This window comes from Paenibacillus sp. (assembly GCF_035645195.1).
Taxonomy (GTDB): domain Bacteria; phylum Bacillota; class Bacilli; order Paenibacillales; family YIM-B00363; genus Paenibacillus_AE.
Genome location: NZ_DASQNA010000031.1, coordinates 109,740 through 123,565 on the forward strand (window position 1 = coordinate 109,740; position 13,826 = coordinate 123,565).

General features: G+C 59.9%; 15 protein-coding genes. 10 read left to right on the plus strand and 5 right to left on the minus strand.

The window, feature by feature from the left end:
- Nucleotides 1–508 precede the first annotated feature (508 nt).
- The 3 genes from VE009_RS17175 (at nt 509) to VE009_RS17185 (ending at nt 2,985) form a co-directional block, all read left to right on the plus strand.
- A complete protein-coding gene (locus VE009_RS17175; RefSeq protein WP_325009746.1) occupies nt 509–964 on the plus strand; it encodes a hypothetical protein in 456 nt (151 codons plus the stop codon).
- A 242-nt stretch (nt 965–1,206) separates the two neighbouring features.
- Complete coding sequence (locus VE009_RS17180) at nt 1,207–2,118, plus strand: DMT family transporter (protein WP_325009748.1); 912 nt, start codon at nt 1,207–1,209, stop codon at nt 2,116–2,118.
- A 3-nt stretch (nt 2,119–2,121) separates the two neighbouring features.
- A complete protein-coding gene (locus VE009_RS17185; RefSeq protein ID WP_325009750.1) occupies nt 2,122–2,985 on the plus strand; it encodes a DMT family transporter in 864 nt (287 codons plus the stop codon).
- Here VE009_RS17185 and VE009_RS17190 read toward each other — a convergent pair.
- From VE009_RS17190 to VE009_RS17200, 3 genes are read right to left on the minus strand one after another with little or no spacing between them, the layout of a single operon-like run.
- Nucleotides 2,982–3,551 (minus strand): manganese catalase family protein, encoded by a 570-nt coding sequence (locus tag VE009_RS17190; protein WP_325009752.1) that lies wholly within the window; start codon nt 3,549–3,551, stop codon nt 2,982–2,984. The genes VE009_RS17185 and VE009_RS17190 overlap by 4 nt on opposite strands.
- 25 nt (nt 3,552–3,576) lie before the next feature.
- On the minus strand, nt 3,577–3,858 hold the full coding sequence (locus VE009_RS17195; protein ID WP_325009754.1) for a spore coat protein CotJB: 282 nt from the start codon (nt 3,856–3,858) through the stop codon (nt 3,577–3,579).
- Nucleotides 3,855–4,088, minus strand: a complete 234-nt coding sequence (locus VE009_RS17200) for a spore coat associated protein CotJA (RefSeq protein ID WP_325009756.1) — start codon at nt 4,086–4,088, stop codon at nt 3,855–3,857. The genes VE009_RS17195 and VE009_RS17200 overlap by 4 nt, the downstream gene beginning before the upstream one ends.
- A 216-nt stretch (nt 4,089–4,304) precedes the next feature.
- Between VE009_RS17200 and VE009_RS17205 the strand changes: the two genes are divergently transcribed.
- The 3 genes from VE009_RS17205 to VE009_RS17215 all read left to right on the plus strand — a co-directional run bounded on the left by VE009_RS17205 (nt 4,305) and on the right by VE009_RS17215 (nt 7,833).
- The gene (locus VE009_RS17205) at nt 4,305–5,297 is read left to right on the plus strand and encodes a Gfo/Idh/MocA family oxidoreductase (RefSeq protein ID WP_325009758.1); all 993 of its coding nucleotides are present in this window, start codon (nt 4,305–4,307) and stop codon (nt 5,295–5,297) included.
- Nucleotides 5,294–6,208: an AraC family transcriptional regulator gene (locus tag VE009_RS17210; RefSeq protein WP_325009760.1), complete on the plus strand. Its 915-nt coding sequence runs from the start codon at nt 5,294–5,296 to the stop codon at nt 6,206–6,208. The genes VE009_RS17205 and VE009_RS17210 overlap by 4 nt, the downstream gene beginning before the upstream one ends.
- Before the next feature lie 116 nt (nt 6,209–6,324).
- Complete coding sequence (locus VE009_RS17215; RefSeq protein WP_325009762.1) at nt 6,325–7,833, plus strand: alpha-glucosidase/alpha-galactosidase; 1,509 nt, start codon at nt 6,325–6,327, stop codon at nt 7,831–7,833.
- 52 nt (nt 7,834–7,885) lie between these two features.
- On the opposite strand, the gene VE009_RS17220 is transcribed toward VE009_RS17215, so the two are convergent.
- Nucleotides 7,886–8,992: an S-layer homology domain-containing protein gene (locus VE009_RS17220; protein WP_325009764.1), complete on the minus strand. Its 1,107-nt coding sequence runs from the start codon at nt 8,990–8,992 to the stop codon at nt 7,886–7,888.
- 97 nt (nt 8,993–9,089) lie between these two features.
- The gene (locus VE009_RS17225) at nt 9,090–9,590 is read right to left on the minus strand and encodes a hypothetical protein (RefSeq protein ID WP_325009766.1); all 501 of its coding nucleotides are present in this window, start codon (nt 9,588–9,590) and stop codon (nt 9,090–9,092) included.
- Nucleotides 9,591–9,784: 194 nt separating this feature from the next.
- On the opposite strand from VE009_RS17225, the gene VE009_RS17230 reads away from it, so the two are divergent.
- The 4 genes from VE009_RS17230 to VE009_RS17245 are packed head-to-tail and all read left to right on the plus strand — an operon-like array spanning nt 9,785 to nt 13,825.
- Entirely contained in the window at nt 9,785–10,978 is a 1,194-nt protein-coding gene (locus VE009_RS17230; RefSeq protein ID WP_325009768.1) for an endospore germination permease, read from the plus strand.
- Nucleotides 10,896–12,425 (plus strand): spore germination protein, encoded by a 1,530-nt coding sequence (locus VE009_RS17235; RefSeq protein WP_325009770.1) that lies wholly within the window; start codon nt 10,896–10,898, stop codon nt 12,423–12,425. The genes VE009_RS17230 and VE009_RS17235 overlap by 83 nt, the downstream gene beginning before the upstream one ends.
- Nucleotides 12,422–13,582, plus strand: coding sequence for a Ger(x)C family spore germination protein (locus tag VE009_RS17240; protein ID WP_325009771.1), 1,161 nt, complete (start codon nt 12,422–12,424; stop codon nt 13,580–13,582). Before VE009_RS17235 ends, VE009_RS17240 begins: the two co-directional genes overlap by 4 nt.
- 21 nt (nt 13,583–13,603) lie before the next feature.
- Nucleotides 13,604–13,825 (plus strand): hypothetical protein, encoded by a 222-nt coding sequence (locus VE009_RS17245; protein ID WP_325009773.1) that lies wholly within the window; start codon nt 13,604–13,606, stop codon nt 13,823–13,825.
- Nucleotide 13,826: the final 1 nt, after the last annotated feature.

The following is a 13,826-nucleotide window of genomic DNA, read 5'->3' on the forward strand; positions in this document are numbered from 1 at the left end:
AACCTCCCCCTCATGATATGAGTATACCAGAACAAATGTTCCCAATTCAATAATAAGTTGAGGTCTCAAAGTGTTGGGCGTTTAAAAGGTTTGGCTGTAAGTCATTAGAAGAAAACGACTGAGGCAAGGGAAAGCGGGAATAAGCCGTGGAAAATCGAAACGTCGGTCGGGGGCCAACTAATGGAACGGGATCGTTAGAGGGCAGGTCAGAGGGAGGAACGTTTCGATTAGTATAAGAGGAGCGCAAACAGGAAAACGGCTGAGGCAAGGGAAAGCGGGAATAACGCTGCGAGAAGCCGGAAGTTGACTGGGGGAGAAGCAAAGAGAATTCAAAAGCAGGTCGGGAAAGGGGCAAAAAGTCCGCGAGAAGCTGAGAACAAAATGGGAGAGAGGCAAAAGTCCACGGGAAGCAGGGAACAGAACGGGTGAGAGACAAACATTCCGCGAGAAGCTGAGAACAAAATGGGAGAGAGGCAAAAGTCCACAGGAAGCAGGGAACAGGACGGGTGTGAGTCAAACAGTCCGCGAGAAGCTGAGAACAAAACGGGAGAGAGGCAAAAGTCCACGGGAAGCAGGGAACAAGACGGGTGAGAGACAAACAGTCCGCGAGAAGCTGAGAACAAAACGGGAGAGAGGCAAAAGTCCACGGGAAGCAGGGAACAGGACGGGTGAGAGACAAACAGTCCGCGAGAAGCTGAGAACAAAATGGGAGAGAGGCAAAAGTCCACGGGAAGCAGGGAACAAGACGGGTGAGAGACAAAAAGTCCGCGAGAAGCTGAGAACAAAATGGGAGAGAGGCAAAAGTCCACGGGAAGCAGGGAACAGGACGGGTGAGAGACAAACATTCCGCGAGAAGCCGGGACCTGTCGGGGTGAGAAACAAAAGTCCACGAGAAGCTGAGAACAGAACGGAGAGAGTAAAAGTCCACAAGAAGCTGATGGTTGACCGCGAGAGGGAAGATTAGTACGCGAAAAAACGATAAAATCGGCGAAAGAGGGGAATATGTTCGCAAAGAAACAGGGGTTGGCCGTGAAGGTTAGGGATAGTGTTGAGGAGCTGCGACAAAAGGTTGAGGGTCAATGGTTGGTAAGCAAAGCTGCGGGATCGCGGGTGCAAAAATAGGTTGTTTCGAAAAGGAGGTCGGGAGTAAGATATAACTTAGTGTAAAAGTCCGTATATAGACATAGGGAGAACGGGGAGAGCCAATTGAAGACGAGTTTGGGTGCATACGCGATGTTGATCGCCGTCGCCGTGATGTGGGGAGCGAATTTCGGCATTTCGCGCCTTGCGATGGATACGTTCGATCCGGTGTTATTTACGTTTTTGCGGTTCGGGCTCGCCGTGCCGTGCTTTTTTTTATTGTTAAAGTGGCAGGAGGGCAGCGTCGGGCTGCCGCGGGCTGCGCTGCTGCATACGTTCGCGCTCGGTTTGTTTGGCGTCACGCTGCTCGAGCTGCTAGTCATGTACTCGATTAAATATACGACGCTAGCGAATGCATCGTTGTTGAACGTCGCGCCGTGGCCGATCTTTACGGCATTGCTGGCGCCGCTCGTCACGCGGGAGAAGTTGAGCGTTCGAGTGGCGGTCGGAGGCGGCATCGCGATGGTCGGCGTCGCGCTCGTCATTCTCGGCGGGAGCGGGCTCGATTTGTCGTCGGAACATATGGTCGGCAATTTGATGGCGTTCGCCGTCAGCATTATTGGCGCTTGTTTTAATTTAGGCACGATGCCGTTGATGAACAAGTATTCGGCTCTTCGGGTAACTGCGTGGACGTTGTTGTTCGGCGCGTTGTGCATGGCCCCGCTCACGTTCGCTTCGTGGGGCAAAGTGCAGTGGGGGACGCTTGGCGCCGTCGAGTGGGGTTCGATCGGGTATAACGTTTTATTCTGCACGCTAATCGGGTTTTTGGGCTGGAATTGGAGCATGTACAAAATCGGGGCGGCGCGGGCGAATTTCTTCCGCTACGCCGTTCCGGCGGCTGCCGTCGTCGCCGGCTTCGTCATGTACGACGAGGCGATTACGTTCACGCAAATCGCCGGCGGCGCGTTCATGCTGCTCGGCCTCGTCTGGATCAGCATGGAGCGAAGGGTCGCGAAGCCGATCGCCGGAGCGGCGTAAGCGATGCTATATCTTATCGTCGCTTCTTTGGCATGGAGCATCGTAAGCGTGCTGGTTAAAGTCGCGTCCTTGCAGTTCGATGCATATTCGATCACGTTCGCGCGGTTTTCGATCGGCGTAGCGGCGCTCGCCGTTTTCCTGTACGCGACGCGCAAGTCGCTTCGACCGGCGGCGATGCACCGATGGATCTGGATCGGCGCGATCGGCAAATGCGCGAATTATTTGTTCGAGAATATCGCGATTTCGATCGGCCATGCGTACGGGGGAGTGCTCGTCCTGCCGATTCAGACGATTACGCTGCTGATCGTCGGCATGTTCCTGTTCAAAGAAAAGCCGGGAGCGCGCAGCTGGGGAGCCGCCGCGCTCGTGCTGGCGGGCGTGCTCCTGATCACGTTGAACGGCAGGCCGCCGATGGCCGCCTTCGGCGAGCAGGGGGTCGTAACGCTGTTGTTCGCGCTTTCCGGGGTCGGCGCCGCGCTGCATTTCTTAAGCTCCAAAATGCTCCTCGACGCGATGAACGACGTGTCGATGAACTACAGCACGTTCTTCTGGGCGTCGCTGTTCGCCGCCGCGCCGCTCCCGTTCGCGGCGGATTGGGAGCCGACGTTCGTTCCTGGCGCGTGGCTGGCCGCCGTCGCGCTCGGTCTCGTCACGGGGTTCAGCTTCATCATGCTGTCGAGGGCGCTCAGGACGGTGAAATTTTCCGTAGCCGTCATCGTTTCCAATATGGCCGCGCTGTTTACCGTGTTGTGGTCGGGCCTGTTTTTGGGCGAACCGATAACGTTGTATATCGTCCTCGGCGCGGCGACGATCGTTGCGGGGATGACGATGCTGAATTGGCCGTCGAGAGCCGCTCAAAAGGGTTAAAAGATTTTTTTCGTTTGCTGGTCCGCTTTCAGTATTTCGATGGCTTCCCGGAAGCGCTGCGAGTGAACGATTTCGCGCTCGCGCAGGAAAGTCAGACTGTCGATCAAGTCCACGTCGTCGGTCATGTCGATAAGCCACTGATAGGTGGCCCGCGCCTTCTCCTCGGCCGCGACGTCTTCATATAGGTCGGCGATCGGATCGCCTTTGGCTTGAATGAACGCCGCGGTCCACGGAACGCCCGCGGCGTTGTGGTAGAAGAGCGCCTTATCGTGGTTGGCGTAATGGTCGCCGAGACCGGCTTCCTTCATTTGCTCCGGCGTGGCGTCTTTGGTGAGCTTGTAGATCATCGTGGCGATCATTTCGAGGTGCGCGAGCTCTTCGGTGCCGATATCGTTAACGATCGCGATCACTTTCTCGGGAAGCGTATACCGTTGGTTCAGGTAACGGAGAGCCGCGGCCAGTTCTCCGTCGGCGCCTCCGTACTGTTCGATCAAATATTTCGCCATCCGCGGATCGCATTTGCTGACGCGAACGGGGTACTGCAGCTTTTTCTCATAAATCCACATCCGTCCGATTCCCCCCTCTTGGATCCTACACTTGCCAAGGCCAAGGCGCTTCCTTCCAAGCGAAAGGCGCCGGCGAATAGCTGCTGCCGAAATGGCGCAGCGGTCCGAACAGCGCTTCGAACTGCTGCTTTAACGCCATGCTTTTCTGCGCGAACTGGTTGTACTGCGCGATGGCGGCTTGGTCGTCCGGGTGGGTGTCCAAGTATAAATTCAATTCTACGAGGACGAAATCGACTTCTTGGATTTGCCGCAATAGCTCGTAGTAGGTTTTCTTCTGGTCGTCCTTCCAACCGTCGATGGTGCTCATTCGCGTTTCTCCCCCTTTTGCAGCGATTCGTACGGGTTCGAGTACGGCGCGAACAAAGCGGGCCATAGCGTGCCGTGCTTTAACGCGTCGCTCGGGGAAAATTGCGGAAGCCCGTACGGCTGGAAGCCTAGGTACAGCTGGGGCGGGGTTTCGTATGTTTTCACCGGCAGCGGTGGACACGGGTCGAACGGGCCGACGAACGGCGTATAAGTTTTCCTCGGCGTATACATGACGATACCTCCCGAAAAAGCGTACTCCGTACACATATTCGTATGCCGGGGCGCGGCGAAAAAGTCCGAAACATTTGTTGATAAGGTTAAATTGGTTCTGCTAGAATCTGCTTGGACGGTTCGCTGCAGGGGCGTCGCCGGCGACGTGAGCGTAACCTGCCGAGAGGCGGCGGCACGGAGCGAAAGCGTAGAGTATGGAAGGGGAGAAAAAAGCGAATGGTTCGCTTTGGCATCATAGGGACAAATTGGATTACGGAACGTTTTTTGCAGGCGGGCAGGACGGTCGAAGGGTTCGAAGCGGCCGCCGTTTGTTCCCGCGCGCTCGAACGCGCGGAGGCGTACGCGGCGCAGCACGGAGTTCCGCATCGCTTCGCGAGCGTCGAGGATATGGCCGCGTCGGGAACGGTCGATGCGGTATACATCGCAAGCCCGAACGCGTTGCATGCGGAGCAGGCGATTCGCTGCCTGGATCTTGGGCTGCACGTGCTGTGCGAGAAGCCGCTGGCTTCGAACGAATTCGAAGCGGCTGCGATGATCGAAGCGGCGAAGCGGAACGGGGCGCTGCTCATGGAAGCGATGAAAACGACGTTCCTGCCGAATTTCGAAGCGATACGGGACAATCTGCATCGCGTCGGTAAGGTCCGGCGGGTGAACGCGTCGTACAACCAGTATTCGTCGAGGTACGACGCGTACCGGGCGGGGACCGTCTTGAATGCGTTCGATCCGACGCTGTCGAACGGCGCGTTGATGGATTTGGGCGTCTATTGCATCTACCCCATCGTGCGGATGTTCGGAGCGCCGAAGTCGGTAAAGGCGAACGGCGTCATGCTGGAGTCCGGCGTTGACGGCGCGGGCAGCTTGCTGCTTCAGTACGAAGGCATGGAAGCGGTGGTCGCGTATTCGAAGATTACGCATTCGACCGTCCCGTGCGAAATTCAAGGGGAGGACGGGAACCTCGTGTTCGATAAGATGAGCGAGCCGGAAACGGTCGAGTGGCGCAACCGCCGGGGGGAGGCGGAAACGTTGACGCGGCCGCAATCCGAGCATACGATGCGCTACGAGATCGAAGCGTTCATGGAGCTCGTCCGCCGCGGGGCGACGGAATCGCCGGTCAACAGCCACGAGGTGTCGCTCGCGACGATTCGCATCATGGACGAGGCGCGCCGTCAAATGGGGCTGGTCTACCCGGCGGACCGAAATCGGCCATGACCGGCGGGGCGGCGCTGTTTCCCGATGCCGCGCTGGCGGAGGACGTGTATCCGAGAGCGTACGCGTATTATTTCCGGCAGTGGCAGGCGTTCGATATGCCGTTTCACCGCCACGACTCGACGGAGATCATGTATGTGATCCGGGGCGAGTGCCGCGTCGAAGTGTCGCATCGGGAATCGGCGCCGCCGGATGCATTCGGGCTGACGAACGGCGAATTCGTCGTCATCGGGGCGAATGTGCCGCATCGCCTCGTCGTCGAGGGCACGTGCCGCATGCTGAACGTGGAGTTCAACTTCCTGCGCAGCGAAGCGGCGGCGGTGCCGTCGATGCGCAGGCTGGCGGCCGAAGAGCGCGCGCTGAGCGCGCTCTTGTCGGCTCCGGAGCCGTATTTACTGCTTCGGGACCCCGACGAAGTGTACTATGCGTTGAAGGCGCTCGTGCTCGAGCTGGATGCGGCGGGCGCGAACGGCGGGACGATGGCGCATTTGCTGTTCGCCCAGCTGCTGATTCGCATCGCCCGGCTTCGCGAGGAGCGGCGCGGCGAGCCGCAAGCCGAGCGGTATGTGCGGCAGTGCATCGCATTTATGAGCCAAAATTACGACCGGGACATCGGCGCTAAGGATATCGCGGCCGCCGTTAATTTGCATCCCGGCTACGTGCATCGACTGTTCAAGGCGCAAACCGGGCGGACGGTCAACGCGTATTTGACGTCGCTGCGTATCGAAAAGGCGAAAATGCTGCTGCAGCGCACCGATATTCCGATCGCGGACATCAGCGATGCGATCGGGATCGGCAGCAGGCAGTATTTCCACGCGCTGTTCAAACGAATGACGAATCGGACGCCGGCGGAGTACCGCCAAACGATGATGACGCAAAAGTGGGACGTTCGGGGAAAAGGTGACGATAGTTGACACCTTGGGCGCCGAAAAGGTGACGATTTTGATAACGCTTCCCTTGGGGCCGTTGCTACAATGAAACTATAAGCGGCCGCTCGAACGATACTGCGCGCCGCGAAGGGGAAGAGGACATGTCATTCAAAATCGCATTCATCGGAGCGGGCAGCATCGGGTTCACGAGAGGCTTGCTTCGCGATTTGCTGAGCGTGCCGGAGTTCCGGGACATCGAGGTTGCGTTCATGGACATCGACGAACGGAATTTGGGCATGGTGACCGAGCTGTGTCAGCGCGACATTCGGGAGAACGGCCTCGCGATCGACATCCAAGCGACGACGGATCGGCGCGAGGCGCTGCGCGACGCGAAGTACGTCATCTGCACGATCCGCGTAGGCGGCCTTGAAGCGTTCCGAACCGACGTCGAAATCCCGCTTAAGTATGGCGTCGACCAATGCGTCGGCGACACGCTGTGCGCCGGCGGCATCATGTACGGGCAGCGCGGCATCGCCGAAATGTTGAGCTTGTGCCGCGACATTCGCGAATGCGCGCGCGAAGACGTGCTGCTGCTCAATTACGCGAACCCGATGGCGATGCTGACGTGGGCATGCAATCAATACGGCGGGGTGAACACGGTCGGACTGTGCCACGGCGTGCAGCACGGCCACCATCAAATCGCCGAGGTGTTCGGTCTCGACAAGCGCGAGGTGGACATCGTTTGCGCCGGCATCAATCACCAAACATGGTACATACAAATTCGGCACAACGGCCGCGATTTGACGAAGGGGCTGCTTGAGGCGTTCGAGAAGCACGAGGCATACTCACGCACCGAGAAGGTGCGCATCGACATGCTGCGCCGGTTCGGGTACTACAGCACGGAGTCGAACGGCCATCTCAGCGAATACGTGCCTTGGTATCGGAAGCGTCCGGACGAAATAAACGACTGGATCGACCTGGGAAGCTGGATCAATGGGGAAACCGGCGGCTATCTTCGCGTCTGCACGGAAGGTCGCAATTGGTTCGAAACGGACTTCCCGAATTGGATGAAGGAAGCGCCGAAGACGTACGCGCCGGATCAGCGCGGCGAGGAGCACGGCTCGTACATCATCGAGGCGCTGGAGACGGGACGCGTGTACCGGGGACATTTCAACGTCGTCAACAACGGCATCATCTCGAATTTGCCGGACGATTGCGTCGTCGAGGCGCCCGGTTACGTCGACGGGAACGGTATCTCGATGACGAAGGTCGGCGCGCTGCCGCTCGGGCCGGCTGCCGTGTGCAATGTCAGCGTGTCGGTGCAGCGCCTCGCCGTCGAGGCGGCCGTCCGGGGCGACGACATGCTGCTTCGGCAGGCGTTCTTAATGGATCCGCTCGTCGGCGCCGTCTGCAATCCGAAAGAAGTGTGGCAGATGGTTGACGAGATGCTGGTCGCGCAGGAGCGTTGGCTGCCGCAGTACGGCGCGGCGATCGCGGAGGCGAAAGAGCGGCTCGAGAGCGGCCCCCGCGTGCCGACGAGAGATGGGTACCAAGGCGCCGCGCGGCTTCGGGTGAAGTCGGTGGAGGAAATGAGGCAGGATCGCGAAGCGGCGAACAAAAACGCTTCCGAAGCGGACAAAGGAAAGGACCGCGCGGAAGCGAAAGCGTAACGAAACAGGACCCGGCGCCTCTCGCGCCGGGTCCTTCGCATGGGGCGCCCGTTTAGAACGCCGCCGTGTAATCGGGCAAATATTGGATCAAATATTCGTTGAACTCGCCGCGGTCTTCGGATTCGTGGGCGACCGCCGACGCTTCCTCGATCCAGCGGAAGTACGGATGATCCCGCGGCACGTCCGGGAAATGCTGCTCGACGGCGGCGACCCCGTCCATGAGCGGGCCGCGCTGCAGGCCGACGCCGATCCATTGCGCCGCGAGTTCTCGCTCGATCGGCTCCTCCGCGGCGAACGGCGCTTCGTCCGCCGCGGCGAGCCAGCCGAGCGTCTCGGCCGTGCCGACGGCGTACTTGGACCAGCCGTCGATCGCGTCCGAGAGCTCGGAGGCCAGCGGCACGGGCGAGACGCCGCGCAGGCGCAGCATGAGCGCGACGAGCTCCGCTTTCGTAATCGGTTCCTCCGGCCGGAATTCGCCGTTATACCCGATCATGTACCCTTCGGCCGATACTTGCTGAATGTACCGGTACGCCCAGTGACTTGCGTCGACGTCTTCGAACGATTCGCCTTCGAGCTGTCTCAGCCCCTTAATCCGGGCGACGATCGCGGCCGTTTCGGCGCGCGTCAGCAAGCCGTCCGGCCGGAACGTGCCGTCCGGGTACCCTTGCATGAACGGCTGATGCGTGTCCGTTCCGACCATCACCCCGACGGCCGGCGCCGCCGTCTCCACGCCTGCGGCCAGCTCCGCCGTGGCGCCGACCTCGATGCGGCCGCCCGGCGCCGCATCCTCGCCGACCTTGGCGCGGAACGTCGCGGCGACCGCCGCGCCTGCGGCCACGCCGCCGAAATTCCACGTCAGCGTCCGCTTCTCCGCGTCCCACGCCGCGTCGCCCGCGTCGACGATTGTCAGTTCGGCCGGCACGACGACTTCCGCCGTCGCGCCGCCGGACGCTTCCGCGTTCGCCTCGGCGTGGTACAGCAGGCGGTATGTAATCGTTCCGCCCGGCGCGATATGGTCTTGCTCCGCGATGAGCTGAATCGGCTGCAGCGCGCTGGCGGCCGCCCGTTCCGGCGCCGACGGCATCGGGGTCCACCCCGCCGCCGCGACCGCGCATGCGGCGACCGCCGCCGCCGTCCAACGTTTCCACCGATTGTTCATAGGTATGCCCCCTCGTTGTCCGTTACTCCGTTACTAGGAATATAACATACTATTCGGGCGGCGGAACCGGTTTTTGACGGTTGGACGCGCGGCGAAGCTACGCTTCTTTCTTGCGGCTCATTAATATCAAGGCGCCGACGACGATCAAGATGACGGCGATATACGGCTTTCCGGACAAATAACTGAACAGCGACCCGATCGAGAAGACGGCGAAAAAAAGCAGCGACAGCACCGTCAAAATGTTGATCGGGATCAGCAGCCATCGGTTGCGCCCTCCGAACCAATACAGCTCGAACAACCCGACCGCTACGGCCAAAATAAAGCCAGGCCACATCACTTCCCAAATATCGTACAGCATGGACAGCTGGCAGACGACGCCGACCGTCAGCAAAATGCCCCCCGGCACGAGCACGCCGACGCCCCGTCTGCCGGTCACCCCGAAATACAGCCAATGGAAGAATAAACCGAGCGGAATGATAAAGATCGAGGGCCAAAAATATTCGAAGACGTCTCCGACGTCGAACGTCTCCCCTCGATTCATAAATAAAAACACGCCCAACAGCATCAATACCGCTCCGGCCACCGCGCGAACGTTCACTTGCCATCCCTCTTTCCGAACTATGAAAATGTCTCGCTCGCCTCATCATAGCCGTTCGGCCGGTCGAACGTCTTCCTCCTCGAGGTGCATGTCCGAACTGGACTTTAGTCCGGGACGAAAGGACTCGGTTGCATGATTTTCGAAGAGTTGGTTGATATTAAATGTCAAAAATACGATACAAGAGCTTCCGACGAATGGGGACGCAAACCATGGGGACGCAAATTTCGAAGCTTCAAGCGCTCATGCTGGCCATATCCAGCATTACGGTGACGGGGCATCTGCTGTTCATCCCGGTCATCATTAATCGCGCCGGGCGCGATTGCTGGCTGTCGCTGCTCGTCGCCGCGCCGTTCGCCTTGTTTATCGGCTACATGGTATCGACGCTGTCGAAATGGTATCCGAATCAGACGATCGTCGAATACGCTCAATCGATCGTCGGCCGCTGGCTTGGCACGTTGTTCGCGCTGGCGTTTTTGTTTTACTTCTTTCACGACGCCGCGCTGTCGGTCCGGGGCTTCGGCGAATTTTTCACGTCCGCGATCACGCCGCGCACGCCGATTCTCGTCTATTTTTCGGCGATCGTCATTTTGGCCGGATACGCCGTTCGCGCAGGGCTGGAGGTGCTGGCGCGGACGAACGCGATGTTTCTGTGCACGATGATTCCGATCGGCATTTTGGCCTCGATCCTGACGCACCGGGAGAAGGATTACGCCAATTTCTTGCCGATCCTCGAGGACGGGCCGGGGCCGATGCTGCTCGGCAGCTTGAACTTAATCGCGTTGTACAGCACGTTCCTTGTGTTGGGGATGGTTTTCCCGCAGGTGAGGAACGCTCGAAAACTGCGCGCCGCCAGCGTGCTGACGATGGGAATCTTGATCGTTATGTTTCTCGGGCCCGTCACAGGGCCGGTCGCGGTGTTCGGCGGCGAGCGCGGAGCGGGGTTAAGCTTCCCGACGTATCAAATGCTGCGCGACATTCAAGTCGCGGAGCTGCAGCGGCTGGACATTTTAGCGATATTCCTCTGGAGCCTCGGGTCGTTCGCGAAAATATCGCTTTATTTGTACGCTTTGACTTACGGCCTTCAGAAACTGTTCAAGCTGGACGATTACCGCTCGCTCGTCGCGCCGACGGGGGCGCTGCTCGTCGCATTCTCGCTGCTGCTCAGCGAAAGCTTCATCGGCATATACCGATTCCTACAGGATATCTACCCCATTTACGGCCTTCTGATGGGCTTCGTGCTCCCCGCTCTGCTGCTGCTAATCGCGCGCATACGACGTGTCATGGATTCGAAAGGGGGACCGGGAAATGAATCGGAGAGGAAAGCTCGGGTTCGAGGAGGAGGCGGACGACGGGAAGACAACGTTCCTGTCCGACCGGCTGGAAGATAATGCGGCGGCGATTCGGAGGCACTTCGGCCATACGCAGGATTTAGGCGAACGGCGCATTCCGGATGCGGCAGGCGGGGTCGCCGCGATTTTCTTTTTCGACAGCCTCGTGGACAAATCGATCGTCGACCGGTTCGTCGTCGAAGAGCTGCAACAGCCGGACGGCGCGCGAACGGGCGGACCGGTGGGAGCGCTTGCGACGAACCGGCTGAGCGAATGCCGGACGGTCGAGGAGGCCGCCAAGGAGCTGCTATCGGGCAAGACGATCGTCCTGCGCGACGGCTTCGCGCTGGCGTGGGCGGCGGCGACGGACGGCGGAGCGCGGCGCGGCGTGACGGAGCCCGCCTCGGAAGCGGTCGTCCGCGGGCCGAGGGAATCGTTCAACGAATCGCTGTTGACGAATCTCGGGTTGATCCGCCGAAGACTGTATACCCCGAGGCTCCGGGTAGAAACCCGGACGATCGGCCACGTCTCGAATACCCCCGTCGCGCTTCTGTACATTGACGGACTGGCGAAGCCGGACATTCTGCAGGAGGTTCGGAACCGGCTGAACAAAATCGACATCGACGGCGTGGTCGAATCGCAATATATCGAAGAATTCATCGAAGATCCGGTATATTCCCCGTTCCCTACCGTGTTCAACACGGAGCGGCCCGACCGGGTCGCGGCGGCGCTGCTCGAAGGGCGCATCGCCATCCTGACGGAAGGGACGCCGGTCGCGCTCGTCGTGCCGGCGACGATTACGTTATTTTTGTACTCGAACGAAGATTACTACCAGCGGTACGATATCGCTACGTTGTTGAAGCTGCTTCGTACCGTCACGTTTTTTCTCTCTTTTCTGCTCCCGTCCTTTTACGTCGCGCTCCTAACGTTCCACCAAGAAATGATTCCGACGCCGCTGCTGATCGCCTTGACGGGGCAGCGCGAAGGCGTGCCGTTCGGCATCGCGCTCGAGGTGTTTCTAATGGAAGTCACCTTCGAAGTGCTCCGGGAGGCGGGCATCCGCCTCCCGAAAACGATCGGCTCCGCCGTATCGATCGTCGGCGGTTTGGTGCTCGGGCAGGCCGCGGTCGAAGCGTCCTTGATCGGCCCCGGCACGGTCATCGCCGTGTCCGCGACGGCGATCGCTTCGTTCACGACGCCGTCCTACGGCTTCGCGATCGCCTCGCGCATGATCCGCTTCGCGATGCTGCTGCTCACCGCGTTCATCGGCTCGTTCGGCTTCTTCTTCGGGCTGATCTTAATCGCGATTCACCTGAACACGCTGCGTTCGTTCGGAGTGCCATATATGTCGCCGTTCGTTCCGCTGCAATGGCGAAGCTGGAGAGATATGGTCGTTCGCGCGCCGTGGTGGGCGATGAGGCAGCGGCCGTCCCAAGTGGCCTCCTCGGTTGACCGGTTCGACCGGCCCCAAAAATGGAGCCGACCGGGCGGGGGGAAGAAGCGATGATGCTGCGTCGCGCGGCGCTGGCGCTCCTCGCCTTGGCGCTGCTCCCAGGGTGCTGGGACCAGAAAGAGTTGAACGAAGTCGCGGTCGTCATCGGCGTCGGCGTCGACCAGGGGGAGAAACAGCGTTTCGAGGTGACGGCGCAGGTCATCAAGCCGACCGCGCAGGCCAAGGCGGGCGGCGGCGGCGGGTCGGAGCTGCCGACCTGGAGCCTGACGGCTTCGGGCGAAACGTTCCTCGACGCGATTTCCGAGCTGAACCGCATTTCGCCGCGGCGTCTGTATTGGCCCCATCTGCAAATCATTATTTTTGGGGAGGAACTGGCGAAGGAAGGCATCGCTCCCGTCATTACGTGGTTCGAGAAAAGCCGCGACAGCCGCTCCGGGACGTACGTCGTCGTCACGCGGGGCAGAGCGGAGGACATTCTGAACAAAAGAATCGAGCTCGGCAACATCCCTGCCAAGGCGATGGCGGATATGATCGCGAACGCCGAAATTCGCCAGCTCCCGGCGCGGAAGATGACGCTCCGGAAGCTGACCGGCGTTTTGTCGTCCCCGGGCGTCGACATCGCGGTCGACGTCATCGATCCGCGGGAAATTCGCGGCAAAGTGGAGGCGTACTCGCTGGAAGGGGCGGCGGTGTTCGACAAAGATCGGCTGGTTGAGTACATAACGGACGAAGCGGTGCACGGCCTCGCGATCGCGCATAACACGTACGCCAACACGACGATCAAAGCCCGCTGTCCGCGAGACGGCAGCGGGTACGTCACGTTCCAGGTGACGGATTTCCGCAGCCAACTGAAGGTGACGGTCGACAACGGTAAGATTACAGGGACGTTCGATATTTTCGTGGAGGGCAATTTGCTCGATCAAACGTGCAAAGGCAGTCTCATGGAAGAGACGCAAATGGTCGAAGTGGAGCGAGCGGTCGCGGACCGAATCGAGTCGCTGCTCACCTCCATGTACGAGCGGGCGGCCGCGAAAGGCTCGGACGTCTACGGCATCGGCCGCGAGCTGCGCCGTCACTACCCCAAGGTGTGGCGCAAGCTGGAACCCGAATGGGAAAAGACACTGCGCGAGGTGCGCATTACAGCGGAAATTGACGCGAACATTCGCCGAAGCGGCCTCGTCATCGACCCGACGATCAACAAAATGGAATAAAGCGAAAGGAGGGGACGCGGCATGGAAACGGGTTTGGCGGTTGGACTTGCGGTGTTGTTCGCCGCCATCGCGCTGCTCGACGTCCCGGCGCTCGTTCGTCGCCGCAAGACGAAGCAGCTGATCGTGTACGCCTTCGTCTACGCCGCCGCGGCGGTGCTCAGCGTGCTGCAGCTGTTTCGCATCCGCATTTGGGATCCGAACGGGGCGATAGCGGCGTTCATCCGTTGGTTCGTGCCGGTGTAAG

Excerpts from the sequence above, each read along its gene's own strand:
- VE009_RS17185 (WP_325009750.1), top strand. The coding sequence starts at position 2,122 with ATGCTATATCTTATCGTCGCTTCTTTGGCATGGAGCATCGTAAGCGTG.
- VE009_RS17190 (WP_325009752.1), bottom strand. The coding sequence starts at position 3,551 with ATGTGGATTTATGAGAAAAAGCTGCAGTACCCCGTTCGCGTCAGCAAA.
- VE009_RS17195 (WP_325009754.1), bottom strand. The coding sequence starts at position 3,858 with ATGAGCACCATCGACGGTTGGAAGGACGACCAGAAGAAAACCTACTAC.
- VE009_RS17200 (WP_325009756.1), bottom strand. The coding sequence starts at position 4,088 with ATGTATACGCCGAGGAAAACTTATACGCCGTTCGTCGGCCCGTTCGAC.
- VE009_RS17205 (WP_325009758.1), top strand. The coding sequence starts at position 4,305 with ATGGTTCGCTTTGGCATCATAGGGACAAATTGGATTACGGAACGTTTT.
- VE009_RS17210 (WP_325009760.1), top strand. The coding sequence starts at position 5,294 with ATGACCGGCGGGGCGGCGCTGTTTCCCGATGCCGCGCTGGCGGAGGAC.
- VE009_RS17215 (WP_325009762.1), top strand. The coding sequence starts at position 6,325 with ATGTCATTCAAAATCGCATTCATCGGAGCGGGCAGCATCGGGTTCACG.
- VE009_RS17220 (WP_325009764.1), bottom strand. The coding sequence starts at position 8,992 with ATGAACAATCGGTGGAAACGTTGGACGGCGGCGGCGGTCGCCGCATGC.
- VE009_RS17230 (WP_325009768.1), top strand. The coding sequence starts at position 9,785 with ATGGGGACGCAAACCATGGGGACGCAAATTTCGAAGCTTCAAGCGCTC.
- VE009_RS17235 (WP_325009770.1), top strand. The coding sequence starts at position 10,896 with ATGAATCGGAGAGGAAAGCTCGGGTTCGAGGAGGAGGCGGACGACGGG.
- VE009_RS17240 (WP_325009771.1), top strand. The coding sequence starts at position 12,422 with ATGATGCTGCGTCGCGCGGCGCTGGCGCTCCTCGCCTTGGCGCTGCTC.
- VE009_RS17245 (WP_325009773.1), top strand. The coding sequence starts at position 13,604 with ATGGAAACGGGTTTGGCGGTTGGACTTGCGGTGTTGTTCGCCGCCATC.